We start from the raw sequence: 23,882 nt of genomic DNA, 5'->3' as shown, positions 1-23,882 counted from the left end.
CCGGCTGGGCCGACTGACCCGACCACCCCGACAGACCCCGCTGACCCGGCTGACCCAACCGACCCAGCCAAACCCGAACAGCAGGGCAAGCCTTCTGAGCAAATAGAAAGCCCCCAGACCGGGGACAGCAGCAATATGATGCTGTGGATTGGTCTAATGTTGGCCTCCTGCGGCGGTGTTATAGGTATGGCGGTTTACAGCAAAAGAAAAAAACTGCATGCTAAATAACAGATGATTGAGATTTCATCTCATTGACAACATCAGTTACAGGCGGTGACGGCTTAAAAACCGCCACCGTCTTTTTTGTGCTAATTTAAGCGATGGAACTATTAACAATGAAAAAAATTATAATTGTGGCGGTATGCCTGATAATTGCGGCTTTATCTATTTATAAAATTTCAGGGTATTTGCTGGAAATGCTGGAAAGCCAAAATTTGAACGATTCACTTACGAAGGAAGCAGTAATGAAACTTCCACAGGACGCTGAAAGCAACCAGTCGGAACAAGAATCTGTACAGGAAACTGCGCCGATCATAGTAGATTTTGAGGTTTTACAGACAGAAAACAAGGACATCATCGCATGGCTGCACTGCCCCGATACCAAGATAAACTATCCGGTGGCGCAGAGCGAGGATAACAGCTACTACCTTCGTCGCCTGCTGGACGGCTCTTGGAACACGGCAGGGACCATTTTTATGGACTACCGCAACAGCGCAGATTTTTCAGACCGGCATACTGTGATTTACGGACATAATATGAAGAATGATACAACGATTTCGTTGTCCATCGCCATATCGAGAATGTTCTTTCGGGGATCAGTCATTCCGACCTGCTGTTCAAGTGCCTTGTCCAGTGTGCTTCGTACAATGGGGTTCTTGTAAAAAAATCCTCTCGACAATCCTGTCTTAGCAATCAGCTTCGGAATCGTTATTTTCTCTCCCTCATCCAGCATTTTAAAGATTGTCTTTTTAGCAAGTTCAATCTTGTCCGCACTGCTCTTTCGGTTACAGGCGACCATCTTTTCGTATTTGCTCATATTCATCCTCCCATCCGTCTAAGTTGTTTAATATTATCGCCGAGAGCTTCTGCCGTGCCTTTCGGGTTTCATCGGCAAGTAGTTGATTGCTCATCTTGCGATAGTATTTTACATTCCGGACACTGCTGTGTCCCAGCAACTTGGCGATAGTCCAATCATCCAGATGCATTTCTGTCAGCTTTACGCCGTAATAATGCCGGTAGATATGTGTGCTGAATCCGAAGAGCTCACCGTTGTCATCCCTTAAGTCCTTGTCGTAAATCATCGCCGTGACTCGATATTGCACTTTGGTATATGGCATAGCGTGTGCTGTATCTTTATCATCCACGAAGATGTAAGGGGTATCCCCGTATTTTTCTTTGGTATAATCAATTGCCATTTGGATTAAAGCTGCAAGCTCTGCACTGATTGGTTTTTCATAAGGCTTTGTTTTCATTTGCCGGATTCGGATAATGATTTCACCGTTTTTTTCCGACAGGCAGTCGGGAGCGAGCGTCAGTGTATCAGAGATTCGTGTGCCGAGCATTTGATGGATAATCATCAGCCTTGCAGTCTGCTCATCCAGCTTGACAATCTCCCGGTTGAGGCGCTTGAGTTCTTCGTCCGAATAAGTTTTGAAGGCTGCTTTCGGCGTCTGCGGAATATCTCTTGTAAGAAACAGCCCGATTAAATTCGGATAATCACACATCTGACCGATGCTTTCCAGCAGGCAGCGCAGGCGGTTTAGGTCTGCATGGAAATGTTTGGTTTCCGTTGCCTCTGTTTTGAGGTAGGTAAGATATTCTTCAACCACCTTGCGGCTGATGTCCTTGCAGGACTGGATGTCTGGCTGCCGTTCTTCAAGATACCGTGACAACCTCCGCACTGCTGTCAGTTCTTTTATCACGCAGGCGATGGCTTCGCTTTGCAGGTTGAGGTAGATGCCTTTTTTCACTTCCTGCCGGATACCGTCCTGCGATATCTTTGTGAAGTTTAAGGTTCGGACTCTCTTGATCGGATTGGCTCTGAACTCGATGCCGAGCTTATCAAGCTCCCAGATATCCTTTTCTTCTTCCTGGCGGTTATCCGTTGAGAGGAATTTCAACATGCGTTCAAGGTAGGATATTTCCCGAGCCTTTACCATTAAGGTGTTTCCGTTGATGGCGGTCTGTCTTTTATATAAAGGCATCTGTTCCTTGAACATCCATATTTTAAACCGCTTTATCCATGCCTCTGCACTTATGTCATGCAGGCTCGAACCGGGTTTGGCAGTATCCTGTAAAAACCGGCACACCTTTTTGAACTGCTGCAGGTCGTTATACAGCCTCGTTAAACAGACCTGCGTGCTTCGCCACTTTATAAAATCCGTTATTTCCTCACGCAGCTTTGATGCCGGTATCGGTTCTAAGTCGTAATATGGATTTTTGTTGATCTGCTTTTTCAAGAATTTCGCTTTCTCTGCCTCGTCATATAAATCCCATAAATAAATCCGGTTATCCATCTGTCTTTTCACCTCTTTTCATGCAAGCCGCCAGACTGTGCCGGCTGAAGTATTCCTCGCTTGCTTTTTCAATTTTCTTTGGCATGCTGATTGTTCAGGATCAGGTTTGGAACAGAGTAACCATTAACCGTAACACCCACAAATCGACCAGATACTACATCGATGAGTTCCATCTACTTCTGAAGGAAGAGCAGACGGCAGCTTACTCCGTTGAGATCTGGAAGAGATTCCGTAAATGGGGAGGTATTCCTACTGGTATCACACAGAATATTAAGGACTTACTTGCCAGCCGAGAGATTGAGAATATCTTTGAGAACAGCGATTTTATCCTGATGCTCAACCAGGCTGCAGGTGACAGACAGATCCTTGCAAAGCAGCTTAATATCTCACCTTATCAGTTATCCTATGTAACCAACAGTGGTGAAGGTGAAGGACTTTTGTTCTATGGAAGCACTATCATTCCGTTCAAGGATAAGTTCGATAAGACATTGAAGCTTTACTCACTCATGACTACTAAGCCGGAGGAGGTTGAAGCCAGAAAGCAGAAGGAAATGGAAGAATAATTGTGAAAAGAGTGTGTGAATTATTGACTAGAGCCTCTCCTGATGGTATATTTAGATTACCCAACGGGTAATTTGAAAAGGAGGGCAAACGTGCAGCTACTATACAATAACAGCAAAGTTCAGAAACAATGTACCGATTTAAAAACTGCAAAAAAGTTGTTTGGCGGGAATGCTGCATTAGCAACCAGCCTATTTGCCCGAATAAATGCTATGCAGCAGGCGAGTGTAATTAAGGATATAGTAATGATGCCGACGTTTCATTTTCATAAGTTGAGTGGCAATATGGATGGATTTTTTGCTATAGATGTAAAAACGAGAAGAGATCCATGGCGTATTATTATTCAGCCATTAGATGAGAATGAAGAACCTTATGATCCTTGTAATATTGATGAAATTGCTGGTGTGGTTAGAATTGTTGAAGTAAAGGAGGTAAGTAACCATTATGAGTAATTATATTGAATATAATGATAAGATTGCTTTTCATCCTGGATACTATATCAAAGAAATCATTGAAGAAAGTGGACTTTCTCAGAAAGATTTTGCAAAACGATTAGATACCACGCCAAAGAATTTAAGTATTCTGGTACGTGGGGAGCAAAGCTTATCAATCGATATAGCCATGAAATTATCTCGAATGTTAGGGACTAGTGTTGACTACTGGCTGAATCTTCAGAAGAGCTATGACGCTTTGATTGCTGAGTTTGAATCATCCAAGGAATTAGAGCAGGAAAGAAGAATTTTCAAGTACTTTCAGTACACATATTTCAGAGAGAATTTTGGATTGCCTGATCTTCCGAGAAAAACAAATGAGCAGATTAAGTGCCTACGTGAATTTTTAAATGTTGCATCATTATCTGTTTTTACAAAGCAAAATATGGCAGTTAGTTTCCGAAGTGCATCTGAGGATATGAAAGAGGCTAATACTGCCAGAGCAAATGCAATGGTTCAGATCGCAATTAATCAGGCACTGAAGATAGAAGCACCTAAGTTTGACAAAAAGAAGTTTGAAAAAGCTGTTGATTATGCATTGACATTAACAACACAGCATGGTGATTTTTATCCACTGATTAGGAAGGCCTTTGAAGATGCGGGAGTAATATTCGTAATACTTCCAAATCTTCCGGGTTCAGGAATAAATGGTGCAACCAAGAAGATTGGGCAGAATGTAATGCTGATGGTGAATGACAGACGTTTCTATTCAGATACATTTTGGTTTACTCTGTTCCATGAGATTGGCCATATTATTAATGGTGATTATGGAATTACGTTTGAAAATGAGCACGCTGGCCAGGAGGATGCAGCAGATAAATATGCGGAAGACAAATTGATTCCTCCGGGAGAATATGAGGCTTTCGTTAAAATGAATGAGTTTAGCGAAAATGCTATCCGCAGATTTGCTGAAAGAATTGACAGAGATCCGGGTATTGTCCTTGGCCGCTTGCAAAATGATCAGATTGTTCCATTTACAAATGTTGTACTGTCAAAAGCATTAAAACACAAATACAAAGTAATAACATCATAAAGAAGTATGTAACTTGAGGTCGTCTACCGTTATCCACGATAGATGCCGTCCATATCCATGAAAAGTCCCATGCCTACGATTGGCAACGGCCTATTTTCCTTACTTTTGCCAAACTGCTTGTCGTCCTCGGCAGCATCGATTTCAAAATAGAAGTTCGTGCAATCATAGTAGATTACTTGTGTATTGCGTTTCTGGATGGCGGTACTGTTCTTAAAGAGACGGCTCTGGATATAATCTGACTCTTCAGCAATGACAGACAGTGCGCGATAAATGTCATGAAGCTCAAACGAGGGCTGTTCTATGAATCTTTTGGATTCATGGAAACTGCTCTTTTTTGAGGAAGGATAGAGAATCCTCGTATAGATAAGACGAGAGAGAATATCATTGAGGTCATACTCAAAAAGATGCCTGCTGGAGATTGCGCGGCATATTTTGTGTAAGCCGAGTTCATAATAAATGTCCTGAAGAAAAAGATAACCTCCATTGAAGCGTCTCTGTTCGTCCATGACAAGGTCCGTTCCGGCACAGAGTTCAATGTTGAATTTTGCAGAATCTTCTTTTTCTGCCTCATTCATCAGTCGGACTTATTCTTTTGCCCATGCCTTGGCATCAGATACACCATATGTTTCACGTATGTATTTTTCGGAACCAAATGACTTAACAATTTGTGTCTTGTTTTTTCCATTAATTCTCACAGTCTTTACAGCCCTGTAGGTAGTTGAATATTTTCCGGTTGTCCATCCTAATCTCATAAGCCACCTCCTGTATATATTATAGTGGAATGGAATGGAACGTGTAAGTAAAAATAGAAAATTGACAAAAAAATAAAGCCATTACTGGATTTAAGGGAATCAGAATGAGATTGGACTGTCAAACTACCGAGACAATGAAGTAATGAAAAATAGTGAAAAAATAGTGTAATTTTAGTGAAAAAATGGGTTTCGTTAAAAGGAATGTTAAAAATATATCTCCATCATGCTAATTGATATCACCGTCATTTGATGGTAAAATGATGGAGATAATATTAAAATGAAGGAGATTTCGATGAGAAGTTTTGATTATATAAAAACTCCGGAGCAATTGCTAAAACCTGAAATTGTTCAGATGGTCGGAAGCATTCATGAGCATAAAGGTAAGCAGGAATTGTTCCTTGAAGCCAATATAGACGAATTGAAAACTCTGCTGGAAGTTGCTTTGATTCAAAGTACAGGGGCTTCTAACAGGATTGAAGGTATTTATACTACCGACAAACGTTTGGAAGAATTAGTAAGACAGAAAGCCGAACCACGTAACCGGTCTGAACAGGAAATATCCGGATACCGGGAAGTTCTTGCCACTATCCATGAAAGTTATGAGTATATTAATCCGAGACCCAATATTATTTTACAATTGCATCGGGATTTATACTCATATTCCGGAGGAAATGCTGGTGGAAATTATAAAAATTCGGATAATGTAATTGCAGAAACAGATGCAGAAGGTCATCAGAAAGCGCGTTTTATCCCGGTGCCGGCATTTCAGACTCCAGAAGCTATGAATGAACTTTGTATAAATTTTCTGGAAGCATGGGAAGCAGATCGAATAGATAAGTTGATTCTTATCCCTATGTTTATTCTTGACTTTCTGTGTATCCATCCATTTAATGATGGAAATGGGCGAATGAGCCGCCTGTTAACACTTCTTTTGTTTTATAAAGCCGGCTATATTGTCGGAAAGTATGTCAGTGTTGAAATGCTGATTGAAAAGACAAAAGAAACTTATTATGAGGCATTACAGGAAAGTTCCAATGGATGGCACGAAAATGAAAACAGTTATGAGCCATTTGTAAAATATTATCTGGGAATTATACTGAAAGCATACAGTGAGTTTGAGGGGCGTGTAGAGCACCTGAAAAACAGAAGCCTTTCAAAGCCGGATCGTATAAAGGCAGTGATTGATAATAAGGTAGGAAAAATTACCAAAAAAGAAATCATGGAGTTATGTCCGGATATAAGCAAGGTAACTGTAGAAAGGACCCTGACGGAACTGGTTAAAAGTGGATATATCGCAAAAGTAGGTGCCGGGCCGGCAACTGGATATGTTCGTATTTAAATCGGCTGTCGTGGTCGAAACACCATAGACAAATCAACAACAACGTTGTATAGTAATAATAGAAATCTGGTCAATTGAATATTGTTTATCATTCCCGCTTGTAAGGGGATGGTAGCCGGAAGATGATATCTGTCAGTAACAACAGAGCTTTCCCCGGATGTTAGCAGCTGCAAAGAATCTGCTAATTTTCAGGTCTTATCTGGTCTTGACAGAAAGGGTGTTCAGATTACCAGAATTTGATTCGAAAATAAAAAAAGTCCTTGATAATAAAGGGCTAAACATATCAGTTCTTGACAGGGATTGACAGAACCACAGAGCTCTCCTAAGCGGTAGGTCGGAGGTTCAAATCCTCTTAGCGACGCCAAAATTCCGCCGAAAACGTTGATTTTTCAAGGTTTTCGGCGTTTTCTATTTTCCGAGGAAAATAGAACAAATAGCAAACAGCGATTAGCAGGAAGCATTTTTGCTAATCGGAAGTGACCATGGTGAACTCGAACGATTGATTTTTGTCACCGATTAGCTTGCTAATGATTAGCAGAAAATTTTCGATTTTTGCTAATCAAACTGCCTCTCCTGCTAATTTGCCGAAAAATCATGCAAAAAACCTTGCTAATCGAATGGGCGAATGTTACCGAGTAAAAGGCATTTTTTTGAAGTTTATTTCGTCCTTTTGCTGGCATATTTGAGGGGGTACTCCGCTTCTCGTATACCAATATCGGAGAGAACGGCTGTGAACTTTCCGGCGGAGAGCGCCAGCGCATCTCTATTGCCCGTGCATTTCTGAAAAATGCGCCGATTATTCTTCTGGATGAAGCTACTGCTTCCCTGGATGTGGAAAATGAAACCCTGATACAGACAGCCCTTTCCCGTCTGATCGCAGATAAAACCGTTCTGGTTATCGCCCACAGGATGCGTACCGTAGCCGGAGCAGATAAGATCGTTGTCCTTTCTGATGGCACCGTGGCAGAAGAAGGATCGCCAAAGGAACTGGCAGAAAAAAATGGTGTGTATGCTAATATGGTAAAACTACAGACAGAAAATCAGAGCTGGAAACTTGAGTGAAGAAGCCTCTGAAAAATATCTTATAGGAATTGAAAGAGCAATTTGAGTAGAAAAAGATTTTTAAATCTGTTAAAATAAATAAAAAAGGTTAGAGATAACTAACCCGAAGAGGCAGATTATGAACAAATCAACAATCAAAAAGAATTCATTACAGGAAACATTGATCATTCCACTATACGCCCGATGGCTCTGTTCGCAGAAATTTCCCGGATTGTTTCAGGATGAAACAGCCGGCGAGTTGATAAAAAAAGTGGATTATGACTTTTCTACATTAGAAAAACAATCGGAAAGTATCATGCATAGCTTTGGTGCATTGGAAGTAGCCATGCGCCAAAATGATCTTGCATGGGAGATACGGGACTATCTCTATCAACATCCAAACGCCGCAGTCATTAATCTTGGCTGCGGATTGGACAACACCGGACGAATGTGCGACAACGGTCAGTGCCATATCTGGAATATTGACCTGCCGGATGTGATTGCGCTGCGGAATCAATTGCTTCCTGCCGGAGAGCGGGAAGAAAATCTGGCTTGTGATTTAACAGATCTGAGCTGGATGAAAGCTGTACGGTTTGATCCTGAGAATGGTGCAGTACTGTTTGCCGCCGGTGTATTCTACTATTTTACTACAAACCAGATGAAGCAGTTGGTTAAGGCAATGGCCGAACACTTTCCGGGAGGACGTCTGGTTTTTGATGCAGCAGGCAAAACCGCTGTCAAACTAATGCTGAAAACCTGGGTAAAACAGGCGGGGATCAAGGATGTCGGTGCATATTTCTCCGTAAAGGATGCCAAAGGAGAGCTGGAGAGCTGGTCACCATTGCTCTCTGTTTCCAGCTGCGGGTATATGCAGGGCTATCAGAAACTGGAGGGACCGGGGGTAAGATCCATTCACCGCCTTCTGGCTAAAATCGCCGACGGACCGCTGCATTTGCAGATTGTGCGAGTGCGTTTTAAGGAGGAATCTGGATGAACTGGATGCGAACGATATTAGACGGATTTGCCATGGCAGCCTATTTTAATTTATTTGCTGCTGCCGTAGCACTGTACAATCCCAGACTGATGTTTCCCAGCTACCCGCCTGCCATTATCAGGAGTGCGCCGGAACCGCCCTCAAAAGCGGAGAATCGCTTTTACTGGCTATGGATCTTTTTTGGGGAACTTCTGCCCCTCTTGCTCTACGGGGCAGTCAGCATGGTGGAAGGCGGCACCCTGGCTATGGGTTCAAAGTGTGGATGAAAAGCTACGCATTGCCGGAGCATCTGTTGCAATGGCCATTGCTCCTGTGTCCCCTGATGGCGGCGGTGCAGGCAGGGATAGGAGTATTGTTGATGAGATTATTAATATAGAGGAGATAATGTAATGAACAAGAAAGAATTAAAACAGGAGAATATTCGACTTGGAACTCACGGGGAAGACTACGGAAGCTGGATGTCCAATCCCGTGTTCTATATTATCGGCGGCATCACGGCTCTGGCCGTGGTTTTGGCCGTACTCTCTTTTTCGGTGTTCCACATCACGGTTCTCGGTGTTCTGTTCTCTGTTGTTGCGGCGGCGCTGATGGCCCTGCTGGTCTGGATCACATGGATCAGGCGCCAGTATGCCTTTGGCGGCGGCGGAATCATGGAACAGGTTCACCGGGTCGTTCTCTCTCATCTGGACTATGACGGCCAGGGCAGTCTCTTGGAAGTCGGCTGTGGCTCCGGAGCACTGGCAATCCGTGCGGCTCTGACATGGCCAAAAGCAAAAGTGATTGGTGTTGATTACTGGGGAGCTGTGTACAATTACAGCAAGGCGATCTGCGAGAAAAATGCTGCCAGTGAGGGCGTGGCTTCCCGCTGTGTATTTCAGCACGGTGATGCGAAGCAGCTGGATTTTCCTGATGAGAGCTTTGATGTGGTCATCAGCAACTATGTCTATCACAATGTTATGGGTGCTGATATGCAGAAACTGCTGCTGGAAAGTCTGCGGGTATTGAAAAAAGGCGGTGCCTTTGCACTCAACGATGATATGAAGCCAAAGCTGTACGGTGATATGGAAGATTTTGCGCAGAAACTGAGGGATATGGGGTATCAGGATGTTCGTCTCATTGATACTGCACAAGAGGCGTTCGGCTCACACCGCCGAGCAGCTATGATGATGCTGGGATCTTCCAGACTCCTGGTAGGCCGGAAATAATCTCACTATAAAGGAGGACTGGTTATGCAAACATTAGGAGTCGTGGAGGATACCCTGTTTGTCCCTATGCTGGGCAGAATCTATGCCAGTGAGCACTGCCCGCAAATTTTATATGATAAAAAAGCATTGGAATTGAAAAATAAGCTGCCCTCGGACTTGATTGAGCAGAATAAGCAGAACCAGTATACCCTTTTGGCCTCTGCCTCCCGATCTGCCAATATGGATCGGTTTATTCAGTCTTTTTTGGAACGCAGACCGAACGGTGTGATTGTCCAGCTGGGCTGTGGGCTGGAGACAACCTATTACCGCTGTGATAACAGAAGGACACACTGGTATGCCGTGGATCTGCCTCATGTCATTGACTACCGGAGGGAACTGCTCCCGGAATTGGAACGAGAAACCTATCTTGCAGGAGATGCCTTTTCCGAAGACTGGATCAGACAAGTTCGTACAGAATTTCCCGATGCTCCTATTCTCGTTACTGCAGGTGGATTATTCCATTATTTTGAGGAAAATAAGGTCATTTCCCTTTTGCGTATGATTGGGCAATTTGGAAATATGGAAGTTGTTTTTGATACCGTGAACAAAAAAGGCATGGCTATGATGCAAAAGAAGTACATGAAGCAGGTAGGCCATGCCGATGCGCAGATGTTCTTTTATGTGGATGCAGCAAAAGAACTGGCAGCAAAGATCAGGGGTAATGTGAAGGTGATTGCGGAGGAACCTTATTATCGTTACATTCCTAAAAACGGCTTAAAGCTCTCCACAAAGGTCAGTATGGCGGTTTCTGATCAATTCAAAATGGTAAAGATGATTTGCTTAAAAACCTAAGATTTTTTAACACAAAATAATTTTTGCAAGTGCAAAGAAATAAATCAACGCTTGAGAAAGGAGTAAATAATATTTGATATACAATAATCATTATCTTAATAAGCTCTAAATATGTATTTTTTGTATGGTGCTATTTTGTTTAGTATGCAGTGCCGTTCACAGTGCCTGACACCAATGGCACGCCCGGATACCGATATTGAAAATGCAGCCTATTACATTGATTATGTAAAAGTATATCAGAAAAACAGCTATGAGAGAATGTTACAAAGTCTGTAGAGAATATTATTTTAAGAGGTTCGGGTGAAAGTGGAAATATTCGAAAATAAATCGATAGAGTCGGGAATCCATGCTTGAATGGAGTCCCGGCTCTGTTATTTTGTGCGGCAAATAATTATATCCATGTCAGTGACAGACGGAAAGAGATAAGGTATAATAATCGCAGAAGAGTACAATAAGTGGCGGTATTTGATATTGAGAATATTGTTTATGCATTGAAAGGGAGAAGAGAGGAAATACGAATGAGCTATAAACATGAATGGGTTCTGATAGAGGCAACAGACGATATTGATGAGATGGAACACAGAGAGCCTACGGAAGAGTTTCTCTTCTATCGTGCGGTGGCCACTGGTGATATTGACAAGGTGAAACAGAATTGTGAACAGGAAAGGTTTATGTCTGATAAAGGAGTGGGGATACTTTCTAAAGATCCGGTGACAAACCTTAAGTATCATTTTGTAATCACGACCGCCATGATTACCAGAATGTGCAGGGAACACGGAATGGAACTGGAACAGGCTTTTCGCCTGAGCGATTTTTATATTCAGAAGTTGGATGATATCGATACAGAAGAAGAGGTACACAGGCTTCATGATGCGATGGTGATGGATTATACAGAAAAAATGCGGAAATATTTCCGAAGCGATACTAATTCAAAGCATATTAATGCCTGTAAGGAATACATATATTCGCATATTAAAGAAAGGATCACAATAGAGGATCTCGCAGATGTACTGGGTGTATCTGCAAGCTATTTATCTAGGCTCTTTAAAAAAGAAGTAGGCGTATCTGTCAGCTCATATATCCGGAAAAGAAAGATTGAAATGGCAAAAAACCTGTTGAGGTTCAGTGACTATTCCATGATCCAGATAGCAAACCGGCTGTCTTTTTCCTCTCAAAGTCATTTTATTCAACAGTTTCGTGAAGTGGAGGGAATTACGCCAAAGAAATATCGGGATGAGTATTATATGGTCCAGTGGGATCTGGAAGAAGTATCAAAGACAGAATAAAGAGGTTATATGTATAATGGAGGGAAGCCGGGATGCAGCAGTATCCCGGCTTCATTATGAAAAGCTATAAAGTAAGCAAAATGTCATTCTGAGGTTCCAGAAGTTTTTCAGGAATGTAGTTATCTGTAAGTTCCTGGCCATTCAACAGCAGGCGTGTAAAACCGGATTCCCGGTGCTCCGGGTTTTCTACACGGATGTGCAAATGTCTGCCCCGGAAGTCCTTTTCAAGCTCAAAGGAGGACCAGGATTTTGGAATTGCCGGTGCGATTCGTAGTCCTTCCAGATCTGGACGCAGACCTAGAATACCTTCTACACAGCCGACCATTACAGTGGAAGCGGTTCCTGTCAGCCAGTGGACGTGAGAACGGCCAAAATGTACGCTGGCTCGGCCTTCGGTGAACTGGCCGTAGCAGTAAGGCTCCAGTTGCCGAATCTCTGCCCGGTCATTCTGGGCAGAAGGAGCATTTTCCAGGAAGTAGTTAAATGCACGTTCTCCATGCCCGCGGAGAGCTTCTGCAAGGATCAGCCATCCTTGTGACTGAGAGAAGATGCCGGCGTTTTCTTTGGTACCTTGATTATAGATCACTGCGAGAGCGCCGGTAAAGGCGTGTTCATGATACGGAGGATCCATCAGGATCGCGCCATATTCTGTGTTCAGCCGGTTATATACATTTTCCAGAGCGGCATCTGCCTGGGCATCATTTGCAAAACGGCTGATGACAGACCAGCTCTGAGGATTCAGCCACATGTTGGCCTCCGGATCTTCCGGTGCGCCGATACGTTCGCCTGTTTCTGTGTACCCCCGGATAAATCTGTCTGTATCCCAGCAGAGAGTCTGAATCTTTTCTTTCATATCTTTAATCTGGTCATCAAGCCACAGACTGTATTCCGTGTCGTTTTTGTACACCGCGAATTCCTTTGAAATTAATAACGCATAATAGAACTGCATTGCTACAAATGTAGATTCCCCATCTGCTCCAAGTCTGAGACAGTCGTTCCAGTCGGCATAGAGTCCTGCAGGCATGCCGTGAGGTCCCAGATGATCCAGTGAGAACTGAATGGCTCTCTTCAGATGTTCGTATACGGTACCTTCATCCTGGTTTGCGAAAGGAATGATCTCATTCAGAAATGCCGTATTACCGGTTTCGGCAATATATTTGTATACAGTTGGGAAGAGCCAGAGAGCATCGTCTGCCCGATAGGCAGGATGTCCGGTTGCCTGTACGTAGGAAGCATCATCCGGCGTATCTTCATGTCCCGGATTGTGATGGAATTTTACAAGTGGAAGTCCGCCGCCGTTATCGACTTGAGCAGAAAGCATAAAACGGATTTTGTCACAGGCCATTTCAGGATCCAGATGAATGATTCCCTGGATATCCTGGACGGTGTCCCGGTAACCATATCCGTTTCTAAGTCCGCAATATACGAAAGATGCGGCCCTTGACCAGACAAAGGTGATAAAGCAGTTGTAGGCATTCCATGTGTTAATCATCGTATTGAATGCCGGGTCAGGGGTATGGATCTGAAGGTGATCCAGTTTTTCATACCAGTCTTCTTTTAATGCGTCGATTTCCGCTTCAAGTTGCACAGATGGATCCGTATATGAGGAAAGGATTCTGGCGGCTTCATCGGAAGATTTCATGCCCAGAATAAAGAGTATGGTCTTAGATTCTTCCGGAGCAAGGGAGACGGTACAGGAAAGAGCGCCACAGGAATTTCCGCTGTTACTAAGCGTATTTTCCAGTTGGCCGGAAGTGACGCCGACAGGGTCGCCATATCCGTGATAGGGGCCAAGGAAAGCGCTTTTATCTCCGCAGTAGGAAGATACTTCCCTTCCGGCCAGACCGAAGAACCGCTCGGTGACCTGTTTGTCATCTACTTTTTCATCGTCATGCAAGGCGTCAAGATTACCGTGAATCTGCTGTATAATCCGGTTTCCCTCGAAGAGGGTGCGGGTGATGAACAGAGAATACTGGAGATTCACCTGATCCTGTTCATAATTACTGTGATTGGTAAATTCCGCATATCCGGTCAGTGTAAGATTTCGTGTTGCTTCGGAACAGTTCTTCACTGTAAGAGCCCAGACCTCGTATGTTTCTCCCAGGGGGACATAGTAACATGCCTCGGAATGGATGCCGGAATAGTCGGCAAGCATCCGCGTATAGCCCATCCCGTGGCAGCATTTGCTCTGGTAATGCTCCAGGTCTTTACCAACCGGTTGCCAGGAGGCAGACCAGTAATCGCGGGAATCATTATCCCGAATATAGAGGTAGCGCCCCGGCTGATCAAACTGATTAAAGATATAGCGAAGGATCCGTCCGTTGGCACCGGATTTGGCGAAGCTATAGCCACCAGCGTTATTGGAAATGATCGCACCATACTGGGGAGAACCAAGATAGTTTACCCAGGGAGCCGGGGTGTCCGGGTGATCGATCACGTATTCTCTGTTTTTGTCGTCAAAATATCCATATTTCATATTATTATACCTGTCCTTTTTTAAACTAAGTGAATTACAATGTGATTGTTCCGGGAAGGAAGAGCTATAATGGTTTCCCGCGACAACATTGTATAGTTTGGGCTGTCGATTTTCAGGTACTCCTGATTGCACGTTGCAGAACCTGTTATGTAGTTTCCGTATTCTTTGTGCTCCGAATTAATATAGGTGACGGTGAACTCTTTGCCTGCAAAAGTCAGCTGTACGGAGGCTGTTCCGGTTTCGTCGAACTGTTCTGAGGTCAGTTTTGGCTCCATCAGAAGATTTCCTGCTTCACCGCGGACGCCGAACACCTGCGTGATCATGGTCAGCATGAACCAGCTGGCGGCACCAGTAAGGTAATGATACATTCCCCGGCCATCAGAACGGAAATATTCCGGAATACCAGGATAGATATGACTGGTGTCAAAATCCAGAGCCGTATCGGCGAGTGTGCGCAGTGCTTTCCAGCCTTCCCGGGCAAAACCGCGCTGATAAAGTGCGTATGCGAACATCACCGTCATATGGGAAAAGACCGCGCCATTTTCTTTTTCTCCATAGGCGAAGCCGAACATACGCCCCATGTCAAATTTCAGTTCCTGAAAATCGGTATTCAGACGGTAACCTCCGATGTCTTTTCGGTACAGATATCTGTCAGCGCTGGTAACGATTTGCCGGATCTGCTGTGGAGACGCCACTTGTCCCATGATGGCGAACACCTGTCCGGTGAGCATCATGCGGACATCTCCCGGTTTTTTCGAGTATCGTTCTACAGCCTGTCCATGATTGTCGTAATAACTGTTGAACCAGCCCTCATTTTCCTGTCCGCAGATCCACTCCTGATTCCGGATATGTTCGGTCAGCCATTCGGCTTTCAGTTCCAGATCGGATGCTAGTGATGCGTAGGAGATAAGGAAACGTTGACCGCTGATAGTATGACGGCAACTTTTGACATATTTATGGAGAATCTCTGATTTTCTGGAAATGTTGTCATACAGCGCGCGATCATGGCCAAGAAGAATCTGGATCTCATACAGAAGTTCGGTTTCGCTCTGGCCGGAGTATGCTTCCAGGAGTCGTATCATACGTGCCAGATTACGCAGGTTGCCGGCATAAGCACAGGTAAAGGCCACGCTTTCTCCGCGGTCCGGCGCCATATCCAGGGCGTCATTCCAGTCGGCGTCACGGAGCCGGTAGATATTATGCTCACCTATTTCGTAGAAGGCGCTCAGCTGCTGGATGAGCAGATGTTCCAGAATGCTTCCTTTATAGATGACATCGGCCTGAGTCATCTGCTTGTTTCCCTGTTCTGAAGACCACAGTTGATCCCGAAGCCTGCCGCGTTCTGTCTGTGCATCTTTAAAATAAGGAACTTTCCGGTTAAGGATATCAATATCACCTGTCTGATCGATATACAGCTGGGTAGTGATCAAAGGCCAGAGAGCATGGTCCATCCAGACACGGGTGATGTTGTTGCGGTCAGCGATAAAGTTGCCTTCTCCATTTCCAATGATAGTGGCATTGGTTCCATCGATCCGGACGCCTCCGTAATTATTCTCAATCATTTTACCTACGTTCTGCGGATCCATGAGGAGAAGAGACAGGCAGTCCTGCCAGAGATCCCTCCATCCCCGTCCACCGCGGCCGTAATCATGGTGCGGAAGGAAGGAACATCCGTAGATCCTGCGCAGATAAGGCTGGAAGCAGACCCATTTCATAAACATATCCTGGTCCGGGTTCCCGGTATGGAATGTAACGTTTACCTTTTCTGCCCAGTATCGGATGGTTTCGTCCAAAGCAGCCTGTATCTTTTCGACAGATGAATATTCTTCATATATTTTCCGGATTTCATCCCGGTCTGTATCGGCGCCCAGTAATATGGCGTATTGGATTCCCTGTCCTGGGTCAAGGGAGATCTCCGGGAAAGCAAAAGCGCCGATGGCTTCTTTGCCGGCGACAGAAGTTCCGCAGGGAACACCGTTAAAGGACTCATAGACAGCACGCGGATGAGTGTAACTTCCCCCTTCTCCGATAAATTCTTCTACAGTGGGATAAAATCTTTCCGGCTTTTGTCCAAGGGAACTGAAACCATATACATAGTAAACGGTGTGGTTCTTACGATGTCCCCGCTCATCGAAGGACATGGTAGGGCAGACTGTGATTCCGTTTGCTTCTGTTTCGATTCGGTGGAGCATGGAAGTGACATTTCTATGATCTCTTAGATTGTCAGCGCTTCTGCCGTAGATGGGAATTGCGGCATATGGAGTGAGATTCTGCACTTTCTCGGATTGGTTCTGTATGGCAATATGCATGATCTCCACGTTATTGTTCCAGGGAACAAAAGAAACGATTCTTAATTTCAGCGCCGGGGCAGAAGAGGTCCGTTCCAGGCAGTGCCACATGAAGCCGGCGTGTAAAATACATTTTTCCTGATCAGGTGTGAATTTTCTACTTTCCTGTTCATCAGAGGCGCCTGTAATGGAAGTAATTCTGCCGTCGTCAGATTTCAGCCAGAAATTCCTGGTGGCGCGGTTGCTGTGCAGGTTTTCTGAACTGACCGGTTCAAGCAGGAAGGTTTCCTGATCGAGTTTGGAATCGCCTCCGAGGATAGGCGTGACACAGCTTTTTAATCCTTTTTCCGAAGCCAGTGGAAAGTAAAGATAACTTGTATTCTCAGGATGTTCTACAGAGAAGCTTCCGTTATTATCCGTAAATTGCGTATGCTTCAATTTCATGACTCCTTTCTCTCTATATTTATTTTATGCTATGCATTATATAGAAAATCTCATATGCTAAAAATCAGAAAAAGGGATAAAAATATCAGAATCATGACATGAAATCGTCTGTTTTCTAAGATGTGTCATGGATCTGATATTTTGCAGAAAATCTATAATATATCGAATTCGGGAGATTGGGATATAATCATCACAACACAGGCGGGAGGAGGTCCTGCCGGAAATATGATATAGGAGGAATAAACAATGAGAAAGAAAGTAATTGCATCTCTTTTAACAGCAACAGCTGTTGTAGGAATGCTGGCTGGCTGCGGCGGAAGCTCTGATTCGGGTTCCGACACAGCAGCATCCGGGGAAGAAGGAAAAGTTATCAATATTTATAGCTGGAATGACGAATTCCGCACACGTCTGGAAGCAATTTATCCGGAGGTTGAAAGTACATCTGATGATGGAACGGTAACAACTCTTAAGGATGGAACAGAGATTCACTGGATCATCAATCCGAATCAAGATGGTGTATATCAACAGAAATTGGATGAAGCATTGTTGAATCAGGCTGATGCTGCAGCAGATGATAAAATTGATATTTTTCTTTCAGAGACGGATTATGTATATAAGTACACGGATGCCGATGCTGATGTAGCAATGCCGCTGGAAGATCTGGGAATTGATCCGGATACAGATCTGGCAGACCAGTATGAATTTACGAAGACAACCGCTTCGGATCTGAATGGTGTACAGAGAGGATCCACCTGGCAGTGCTGTCCGGGACTTCTTGTATATAGAAGAGACATTGCGAAAGATGTTTTTGGAACCGATGATCCGGCGACAGTAGGAGAGAAAGTAAAAGACTGGGATACTCTTGCAGCAACAGCAGAAGAATTGAAAGCAAAAGGATATTATACTTTCGCATCTTACGCAGATACATTCCGTCTCTATGGCAACAGCATTGATGAGCCATGGGTGGAATCCGGTGAAACAGTAATCAATATAAATCAGAACATCATGGACTGGGTTGATGCTTCAAAAGAATGGCTGGATGCAGGATATTTGGACAAGACTGTAAAAGGCCAGTGGAATGATGACTGGAATAAATCCATGAGTTCATCTTCTAAAGTATTTGCTTTCCTGCTTCCTGCATGGGGAATTGATTTTACCCTTAGCCCGAACTGGGACGGAGAAGATGGGGCATGGGCGGTTACCAATCCTCCGCAGGAATATAACTGGGGCGGATCTTATATCCATGCCTGCACCGGTACCGACAATCCAGAACATGTAAAAGACATTATCCTGTCTCTTACAGCAGATAAAGATAACCTGATCAAAATTTCCAAGGATTATCTTGATTTTACCAATACAGTAAGCGGAATGCAGGAAGCTGCAAAAGATCCGGAATTTGCTTCTGAATTTCTGGGCGGACAGAATCCGTATGAATATTTTGCACCGGTAGCAGAGAACATTCAGATTGCTCCGCTTTCCGCATATGATCAGGGTTGTGTAGAGCTGATCCAGAATTCTTTCAGCGATTACTTCCAGGGAAATGTTGATTATGACAAAGCAAAATCTAATTTTGAAACAGCAATTATCGAAAGATATCCGGACATTACAGAAGTTGCATGGCCGGAATAAGTTTGAAACGGCTGCCGTATGAAGAGACCTCATACGGCAGCTGACGAATAGAAAGGAACAGTAGTTTATGAAAAAGAAATCAAAAAGCGTCAGTTACGCGAAATGGGGATACGTATTTATCATACCGTTTTTCCTCTGTTATTTCATTTTCTCTCTGATTCCGCTGGTTGATACGGTGCGTTATAGTTTTTTCGAATATTACCGTTCGGGAATTAAAGCAATAGGACCGAATTTTATCGGAATGGAGAATTATGTCAGTCTTCTTCAGTCGGATATGCTTGATTATACAGGAAATACCATCATTTTATGGGTGATTGGGTTCATTCCTCAGATTGTTATAGCGCTGTTGCTGGCAAACTGGTTTACCGATATAAGGATGAAGATCCGAGGCAAGCAGTTTTTTAAGGTTGTAATCTATTTGCCAAATCTGATCATGGCATCAGCATTTGCAATGTTGTTTTTCGCGCTTTTTTCTACAAATGGACCGATTAATTCCATTCTGACATCAGCTGACCTGATTGAAAAACCGATTGATTTCATGGGAACTGTATTTGGAACCAGATCATTGATCGGATTGATGAATTTTCTGATGTGGTTTGGAAATACAACCATTATGCTGATGGCTGCTATCATGGGTATCAGCCCGGATGTATTTGAAGCCTGTGAGTTAGATGGATGTACCGGAATTAAGAGATTCTTTTATATTACACTTCCTCTGATTCGTCCGATCCTGGCGTATACGCTGATCACATCCATTATCGGTGGATTACAGATGTTCGATGTGCCGCAGATTCTGACAAACGGACAAGGTAATCCGGACCGTACTTCAATGACTCTGATTATGTTCCTGAACAGTCATCTGAAGAGCAAGAACTATGGAATGGCGGGAGCATTATCTGTATATCTGTTCATCGTCAGCGGTATCCTGTGTTTCTTTGTTTATAGAATGACTAACGGAAATGAGGAGGAAGCGGCGAAAAAGGCTGCAAGAAAGGCAGCGAAAAAACAGGCAAAGAAAGGGGGAGTTCGGTAATGAAATCTCAAAAAACGCCTCGTTTGAGAACAATCGTGGCATATCTGGTATTGATATTGTTATCATTTTTATGCCTGTTTTTCTTTTACATTCTGATTATTAATGCTACACGCTCCCATGCGGATCTGCAAAAAGGATTTTCCGCACTTCCGGGCAGTTATCTGCTGGAAAATCTGAAGAATGTAGCGAATGACGGAAGCTTTCCGATGTTTAAAGGTATAGTTAACAGTCTGATCGTTTCTACCAGTACGGCTGCACTGTGTACATACTTTTCTTCATTGACAGCTTATGGATTATATGCGTATGATTTTAAGGGTAAGAAAATTGCATTTACATTTATTATGGCAATTCTTGTAATGCCGACACAGGTAACGGCGATGGGATTCCTGAGATTGATCACCAATATGGGAATGTATGATTCTCTTCTTCCGTTGATCATCCCGTCCATCGCATCTCCTGCAGTGTTCTATTTCATGTACAGCTATCTGCAGTCCTCACTGCCTCTGTCACTGGTAGAAGCTGCCAGGATTGACGGCTCCGGTGAATTCATGACATTTAACCGGATTGTATTGCCGATTATGAAACCGGCAATTGCGGTGCAGGCAATTTTCACATTCGTGGGAGCATGGAATAATTACTTTGTTCCGGCACTGGTAATTCAGTCGAAGGACAAAATGACAGTTCCTATCCTGATCGCCACATTACGAGGAGCAGACTACATGAATTTTGATATGGGTAAGATATATACCATGATCATGGTGGCTATCGTCCCGATCATTATCGTATATCTGTTCCTGTCAAAATACATCATTGCAGGAATTACACTGGGTGGTGTAAAAGAATAAGAAATACCGTCATAGAAGAATCTGCGCGTGTACAGATTCACCTATGACGGTTTTCGTATGTAATTGTCAGAAAAGGAGAAAACGATGATACAGCAATGGAAACACAGTGGAAGGCTGACAGATACGCCGTCCTCTAAGGAAATCGAACATGGAAAACTAGCGCGAAGGGCAGCGGCAGAAGGCTGCGTTTTACTGAAAAACGAAGGAATTCTGCCCCTTCGGATCTCGGATCCGATTGCCCTGTTCGGCGGCGGTGCGGGAAAGACCATAAAGGGAGGTATCGGCTCCGGAGATGTGAACAACAGAAAGACGGTATCCATATATGAAGGGCTTATGGAAGCAGGGGCGACCATTACGAGTACATCATGGATTGAGGATTATCAGAAGCGTTACAGTGATGCCAGAAACACATGGAAAGAAGTGATTCTTGAAGCAGCCAGACATGTGGAAAATCATTTTGATGCTTACGCTGCACATCCCTTTATGATGCCGGAGGGCAGAGATATTTTGGAGAGCGACCTGTCCGGAGCGTCTGCTGCGATCTATGTGGTCAGCAGGATTGCGGGAGAGGGAAAGGACAGAAGACTTCAGGAAGGCGACTATTACCTTAGCGGGAAGGAAAAGGAAGATCTGCTGTTCCTGAACAGATGTCATATTCCGACGGTTTTGATTATTAATGCAGGCGGTCCGGTGGAAATCACAGATATTCTGGAGGAAGCAGTATGCATTAAGGCAGTCTTGAATGTTTCACAGCCCGGGCAGGAAGCCGGACATGCAGTAGCGGATATTCTTTTTGGCAAGATCAGCCCGTCTGGCAGACTGACGTCCACCTGGGCCAGACGTTACTCCGATTATCCGTATTCGGATTCATACAGTTATCTGAATGGAGATCTGGAAAAAGAAGAATATAAAGAAGGTATTTATGTCGGATACCGGTATTTTGACAGCTTTGAGGTAGAACCATTATTTCCTTTTGGATATGGACTTTCTTATACAGAGTTTGATACGGAGTTTCTGGATATTGAAATATCAGATGGAAAGATCAGAGCCAAGGTAAGAATAAAGAATACAGGAATGAATTATCCAGGAAAAGAAATAGTCCAGATCTACATCACCCTTCCTCAGAACGGGGAGGCAAGAGAATATCAGAGACTGGCCGGATTCGCGAAAACAGATGTGCTGGCCCCCGGAGAGTGTCAGGAGCTTACGGTAGAGGTAGATCAAAGCCAGCTGGCGGTATTTTCTAAGAAGGCGCAGGGGTGGATTGTAGAGGCAGGATATTATGGCATATGGACGGGAAAAAGTTCCGCAGATAGGAAGCAGCAGGCGTTCCTTGTTGTTGAGAAAGAGGCTATGCTTTGTAAAACGTATCCTATCGGTGAAAAAGAGACGGATTATGGAGAATTACTGCCTCCAGAGAGCCTGAAAGCGAGGGCAGAACAATGGACAAGAGTTGGAAAACAGTTGAACCTCCCGGAGTACGGATTTCTTCCGGTAAAAGAGGTGATTACACAACAAGAATGTGCTTTGGCGGATGAAACTTACCGGACGGAGGATCTGATCCCGCTGTTGTATGGCAATGTTACAAAAGGAACAAGTACGTTGGGATCTGCAGGAACCCGCGTCCCAGGTTCTGCGGGCGAGACATCGGAGGAGTTGGAGAAGTCTGCGGGAATCCGTTCGTTGATTATGGCAGACGGTCCGGCAGGCTTAAGACTACGGCAGTGTTATCAGGTTGATCGCAAAACCGATACCGTGTATGGCGTGGGCGTGCTGGGGACGCTGGAAAACGGTTTTCTGGAACCCATGGAGTACCATGAAGATGCGGATACCTATTATCAGTTCTGCACAGCGTTTCCGGTAGGAACGGCGCTGGCCCAGACCTGGAATCTGGAATTGATCGAGGAATTCGGGCGGGCTGTTGCGGAAGAAATGCGGGAATATTATGTAGATCTCTGGCTGGCGCCGGGATTGAATATTCACCGGAATCCTCTGTGCGGCAGAAATTTCGAGTACTATTCCGAGGATCCGTTGGTGTCGGGGCTGGTTGCCGCCGCAGTTACAGATGGAGTCCAGAGCATGTCAGGATGCGCAGTCACGATCAAACATTTCGCCTGCAACAATCAGGAAGATAACCGGATGGGTGTGGATTCGCGGGTATCGGAAAAAGCACTCCGGGAAATCTATCTGAGAGGATTTGAAATCGCGGTAAAGAAAAGCAGTCCACTGGCCATAATGACTTCTTACAATCTCGTAAATGGAGTACATGCAGCTGCAAATTACGAGCTGTGTACGACGGTAGCAAGAGAAGAGTGGGGATTCCAGGGACTGATCATGTCTGACTGGAACACCACAGTTCCGGAAGACGGAACGATTCCCTGGCAGTGTGCTGCGGCAGGAAATGATGTGATCATGCCGGGAAATATGAACGATGACGTAGATATACGCCGGGCATTGGAAGAGGGACGCTTGTCGGAAAACAAGATTCGAATGAGTGCGGGAAGAGTGATCAGCCTGGTGAAAAAACTGGATGAGAAGAAATAGGAGATGTACAGGGTTTCCTTAACCGGTCGCATAAAAATATAAAGCGGCGATAAAAAAGGGGCTGTCGGGAAATAGATAGTCCAAAACAGGGGCAGTTGTGACTCACTTGAGTCACAACTGCCCCTGAAATTTATCCTGTAAAAAGAGAAAAAGATGGCTAACGACAACCATCTTTCTCTCCGTTCCATGTTATAATGGAACTATGCTAAAACAAGATTATTATAACGACTTTTTTGAAATTGGGCAACAAAAAATTAACTTCAGTTTCTTCGAATTGAGTTTACCCGATGACGATCCAGTCTATACCCTGAAAAAAGTGATGGAGGAATTAGATTTTTCAGGCCTGCTTGCCTGTTATTCAGATAAGGGAAGAACCGGGTTTAACCCAATCATGCTGTATGCTGTCGTTACCTACGCAAACATGCGGGGAAGAATCCAGACCGCAATAAAGTAATGAAGATCAATGAACGGTGGGAAGCGCTGCGGGAGGAATCCAATGCGAATATCCAGAGTGAAGAAGGGATCCTGAAACGCCAGACACGATCGATCCAGACAGAAGGACACTTTGGAGATA

The 23,882-nt window shown here is 44.2% G+C and carries 21 protein-coding genes and 3 pseudogenes; 18 read left to right on the top strand and 6 right to left on the bottom strand.

The window, feature by feature from the left end; genetic code table 11:
- A partial coding sequence (locus H6A20_RS12105) for an LPXTG cell wall anchor domain-containing protein (protein ID WP_204907371.1) occupies positions 1-228 on the top strand: 228 nt, incomplete at its 5' end.
- 514 nt (positions 229-742) lie between these two features.
- Here H6A20_RS12105 and H6A20_RS13620 read toward each other — a convergent pair.
- On the bottom strand, positions 743-1,018 hold the full coding sequence (locus H6A20_RS13620) for a DUF6262 family protein (RefSeq protein WP_242972614.1): 276 nt from the start codon (positions 1,016-1,018) through the stop codon (positions 743-745).
- Complete coding sequence (locus H6A20_RS12095; protein WP_204907370.1) at positions 1,005-2,516, bottom strand: tyrosine-type recombinase/integrase; 1,512 nt, start codon at positions 2,514-2,516, stop codon at positions 1,005-1,007. The genes H6A20_RS13620 and H6A20_RS12095 overlap by 14 nt, the downstream gene beginning before the upstream one ends.
- Positions 2,517-2,596: 80 nt before the next feature.
- Here H6A20_RS12095 and H6A20_RS12090 point away from each other — a divergent pair.
- From H6A20_RS12090 to H6A20_RS12080, 3 genes and pseudogenes are all read left to right on the top strand, one after another.
- A pseudogene (locus tag H6A20_RS12090) lies at positions 2,597-3,079 on the top strand (VirB4-like conjugal transfer ATPase, CD1110 family); the annotation flags it as partial.
- 90 nt (positions 3,080-3,169) lie between these two features.
- Positions 3,170-3,529, top strand: coding sequence for a type II toxin-antitoxin system RelE/ParE family toxin (locus tag H6A20_RS13780; protein ID WP_070089512.1), 360 nt, complete (start codon positions 3,170-3,172; stop codon positions 3,527-3,529).
- The gene (locus tag H6A20_RS12080; RefSeq protein ID WP_204907369.1) at positions 3,522-4,601 is read left to right on the top strand and encodes a HigA family addiction module antitoxin; all 1,080 of its coding nucleotides are present in this window, start codon (positions 3,522-3,524) and stop codon (positions 4,599-4,601) included. Before H6A20_RS13780 ends, H6A20_RS12080 begins: the two co-directional genes overlap by 8 nt.
- 29 nt (positions 4,602-4,630) lie before the next feature.
- Here H6A20_RS12080 and H6A20_RS12075 read toward each other — a convergent pair whose 3' ends face one another.
- Both H6A20_RS12075 and H6A20_RS12070 read right to left on the bottom strand, forming a co-directional pair.
- Entirely contained in the window at positions 4,631-5,176 is a 546-nt protein-coding gene (locus H6A20_RS12075; protein ID WP_204907368.1) for an IS1634 family transposase, read from the bottom strand.
- 9 nt (positions 5,177-5,185) lie between these two features.
- Positions 5,186-5,353: a hypothetical protein gene (locus tag H6A20_RS12070; RefSeq protein ID WP_204907367.1), complete on the bottom strand. Its 168-nt coding sequence runs from the start codon at positions 5,351-5,353 to the stop codon at positions 5,186-5,188.
- A gap of 292 nt (positions 5,354-5,645) precedes the next feature.
- On the opposite strand from H6A20_RS12070, the gene H6A20_RS12065 reads away from it, so the two are divergent.
- The 8 genes and pseudogenes from H6A20_RS12065 (at position 5,646) to H6A20_RS12035 (ending at position 12,049) form a co-directional block, all read left to right on the top strand.
- Positions 5,646-6,692 carry a Fic family protein gene (locus H6A20_RS12065; protein WP_243426218.1) on the top strand — a complete coding sequence of 349 codons (1,047 nt, stop codon included), beginning with the start codon at positions 5,646-5,648 and terminating at the stop codon, positions 6,690-6,692.
- Between the two features lie 705 nt (positions 6,693-7,397).
- Positions 7,398-7,754, top strand: a pseudogene (locus H6A20_RS12060) (ATP-binding cassette domain-containing protein); the annotation flags it as partial.
- Positions 7,755-7,872: 118 nt separating this feature from the next.
- A complete protein-coding gene (locus H6A20_RS12055) occupies positions 7,873-8,727 on the top strand; it encodes a class I SAM-dependent methyltransferase (RefSeq protein ID WP_204907365.1) in 855 nt (284 codons plus the stop codon).
- A complete protein-coding gene (locus tag H6A20_RS12050) occupies positions 8,724-8,993 on the top strand; it encodes a hypothetical protein (protein WP_243426217.1) in 270 nt (89 codons plus the stop codon). The genes H6A20_RS12055 and H6A20_RS12050 overlap by 4 nt, the downstream gene beginning before the upstream one ends.
- Positions 8,986-9,117, top strand: a complete 132-nt coding sequence (locus H6A20_RS13775) for a hypothetical protein (RefSeq protein ID WP_275952136.1) — start codon at positions 8,986-8,988, stop codon at positions 9,115-9,117. Before H6A20_RS12050 ends, H6A20_RS13775 begins: the two co-directional genes overlap by 8 nt.
- Entirely contained in the window at positions 9,117-9,932 is an 816-nt protein-coding gene (locus tag H6A20_RS12045; RefSeq protein ID WP_204907364.1) for a class I SAM-dependent methyltransferase, read from the top strand. Before H6A20_RS13775 ends, H6A20_RS12045 begins: the two co-directional genes overlap by 1 nt.
- A 24-nt stretch (positions 9,933-9,956) precedes the next feature.
- Positions 9,957-10,763, top strand: a complete 807-nt coding sequence (locus H6A20_RS12040) for a class I SAM-dependent methyltransferase (RefSeq protein ID WP_204907363.1) — start codon at positions 9,957-9,959, stop codon at positions 10,761-10,763.
- 455 nt (positions 10,764-11,218) lie between these two features.
- Complete coding sequence (locus H6A20_RS12035) at positions 11,219-12,049, top strand: helix-turn-helix domain-containing protein (RefSeq protein ID WP_338106709.1); 831 nt, start codon at positions 11,219-11,221, stop codon at positions 12,047-12,049.
- Between the two features lie 64 nt (positions 12,050-12,113).
- Here the strand turns inward: H6A20_RS12035 and H6A20_RS12030 are convergent, their stop codons facing one another.
- Positions 12,114-14,525, bottom strand: a complete 2,412-nt coding sequence (locus tag H6A20_RS12030) for a glycoside hydrolase family 94 protein (RefSeq protein ID WP_204907362.1) — start codon at positions 14,523-14,525, stop codon at positions 12,114-12,116.
- A 20-nt stretch (positions 14,526-14,545) separates the two neighbouring features.
- Positions 14,546-17,257 (bottom strand): GH36-type glycosyl hydrolase domain-containing protein, encoded by a 2,712-nt coding sequence (locus H6A20_RS12025; RefSeq protein ID WP_338106707.1) that lies wholly within the window; start codon positions 17,255-17,257, stop codon positions 14,546-14,548.
- 246 nt (positions 17,258-17,503) lie between these two features.
- On the opposite strand from H6A20_RS12025, the gene H6A20_RS12020 reads away from it, so the two are divergent.
- From H6A20_RS12020 to H6A20_RS11995, 6 genes and pseudogenes are all read left to right on the top strand, one after another.
- A complete protein-coding gene (locus tag H6A20_RS12020) occupies positions 17,504-18,886 on the top strand; it encodes a carbohydrate ABC transporter substrate-binding protein (protein WP_204907361.1) in 1,383 nt (460 codons plus the stop codon).
- Between the two features lie 67 nt (positions 18,887-18,953).
- Positions 18,954-19,919, top strand: a complete 966-nt coding sequence (locus H6A20_RS12015; RefSeq protein WP_204907360.1) for a carbohydrate ABC transporter permease — start codon at positions 18,954-18,956, stop codon at positions 19,917-19,919.
- Positions 19,919-20,764 (top strand): carbohydrate ABC transporter permease, encoded by an 846-nt coding sequence (locus tag H6A20_RS12010; RefSeq protein ID WP_204907359.1) that lies wholly within the window; start codon positions 19,919-19,921, stop codon positions 20,762-20,764. The genes H6A20_RS12015 and H6A20_RS12010 overlap by 1 nt, the downstream gene beginning before the upstream one ends.
- Positions 20,765-20,848: 84 nt before the next feature.
- On the top strand, positions 20,849-23,308 hold the full coding sequence (locus H6A20_RS12005; protein WP_204907358.1) for a glycoside hydrolase family 3 protein: 2,460 nt from the start codon (positions 20,849-20,851) through the stop codon (positions 23,306-23,308).
- 202 nt (positions 23,309-23,510) lie between these two features.
- Positions 23,511-23,762: a transposase gene (locus H6A20_RS12000; RefSeq protein WP_243426216.1), complete on the top strand. Its 252-nt coding sequence runs from the start codon at positions 23,511-23,513 to the stop codon at positions 23,760-23,762.
- Positions 23,762-23,882, top strand: a pseudogene (locus H6A20_RS11995) (hypothetical protein); the annotation flags it as partial. The gene H6A20_RS12000 and the pseudogene H6A20_RS11995, both read left to right, overlap by 1 nt.

The organism is Mordavella massiliensis (assembly GCF_016901695.1).
Classification (GTDB): Bacteria; Bacillota; Clostridia; order Lachnospirales; family Lachnospiraceae; genus Claveliimonas; species Claveliimonas massiliensis_A.
The sequence above is the reverse complement of the archived record's forward strand: the minus strand, read 5'-3'. Positions and strand labels throughout refer to the sequence as shown.

Bases quoted from the DNA above. Each gene is read 5' to 3' on its own strand.
- H6A20_RS12000 (WP_243426216.1), top strand. From the start codon at position 23,511: ATGCTAAAACAAGATTATTATAACGACTTTTTTGAAATTGGGCAACAA.
- H6A20_RS12075 (WP_204907368.1), bottom strand. From the start codon at position 5,176: ATGAATGAGGCAGAAAAAGAAGATTCTGCAAAATTCAACATTGAACTC.
- H6A20_RS12025 (WP_338106707.1), bottom strand. From the start codon at position 17,257: ATGAAATTGAAGCATACGCAATTTACGGATAATAACGGAAGCTTCTCT.
- H6A20_RS12040 (WP_204907363.1), top strand. From the start codon at position 9,957: ATGCAAACATTAGGAGTCGTGGAGGATACCCTGTTTGTCCCTATGCTG.
- H6A20_RS12015 (WP_204907360.1), top strand. From the start codon at position 18,954: ATGAAAAAGAAATCAAAAAGCGTCAGTTACGCGAAATGGGGATACGTA.
- H6A20_RS12030 (WP_204907362.1), bottom strand. From the start codon at position 14,525: ATGAAATATGGATATTTTGACGACAAAAACAGAGAATACGTGATCGAT.
- H6A20_RS12095 (WP_204907370.1), bottom strand. From the start codon at position 2,516: ATGGATAACCGGATTTATTTATGGGATTTATATGACGAGGCAGAGAAA.
- H6A20_RS12010 (WP_204907359.1), top strand. From the start codon at position 19,919: ATGAAATCTCAAAAAACGCCTCGTTTGAGAACAATCGTGGCATATCTG.
- H6A20_RS12055 (WP_204907365.1), top strand. From the start codon at position 7,873: ATGAACAAATCAACAATCAAAAAGAATTCATTACAGGAAACATTGATC.
- H6A20_RS12050 (WP_243426217.1), top strand. From the start codon at position 8,724: ATGAACTGGATGCGAACGATATTAGACGGATTTGCCATGGCAGCCTAT.
- H6A20_RS12020 (WP_204907361.1), top strand. From the start codon at position 17,504: ATGAGAAAGAAAGTAATTGCATCTCTTTTAACAGCAACAGCTGTTGTA.
- H6A20_RS12065 (WP_243426218.1), top strand. From the start codon at position 5,646: ATGAGAAGTTTTGATTATATAAAAACTCCGGAGCAATTGCTAAAACCT.
- H6A20_RS12045 (WP_204907364.1), top strand. From the start codon at position 9,117: ATGAACAAGAAAGAATTAAAACAGGAGAATATTCGACTTGGAACTCAC.
- H6A20_RS12005 (WP_204907358.1), top strand. From the start codon at position 20,849: ATGATACAGCAATGGAAACACAGTGGAAGGCTGACAGATACGCCGTCC.
- H6A20_RS12070 (WP_204907367.1), bottom strand. From the start codon at position 5,353: ATGAGATTAGGATGGACAACCGGAAAATATTCAACTACCTACAGGGCT.
- H6A20_RS13620 (WP_242972614.1), bottom strand. From the start codon at position 1,018: ATGGTCGCCTGTAACCGAAAGAGCAGTGCGGACAAGATTGAACTTGCT.
- H6A20_RS12080 (WP_204907369.1), top strand. From the start codon at position 3,522: ATGAGTAATTATATTGAATATAATGATAAGATTGCTTTTCATCCTGGA.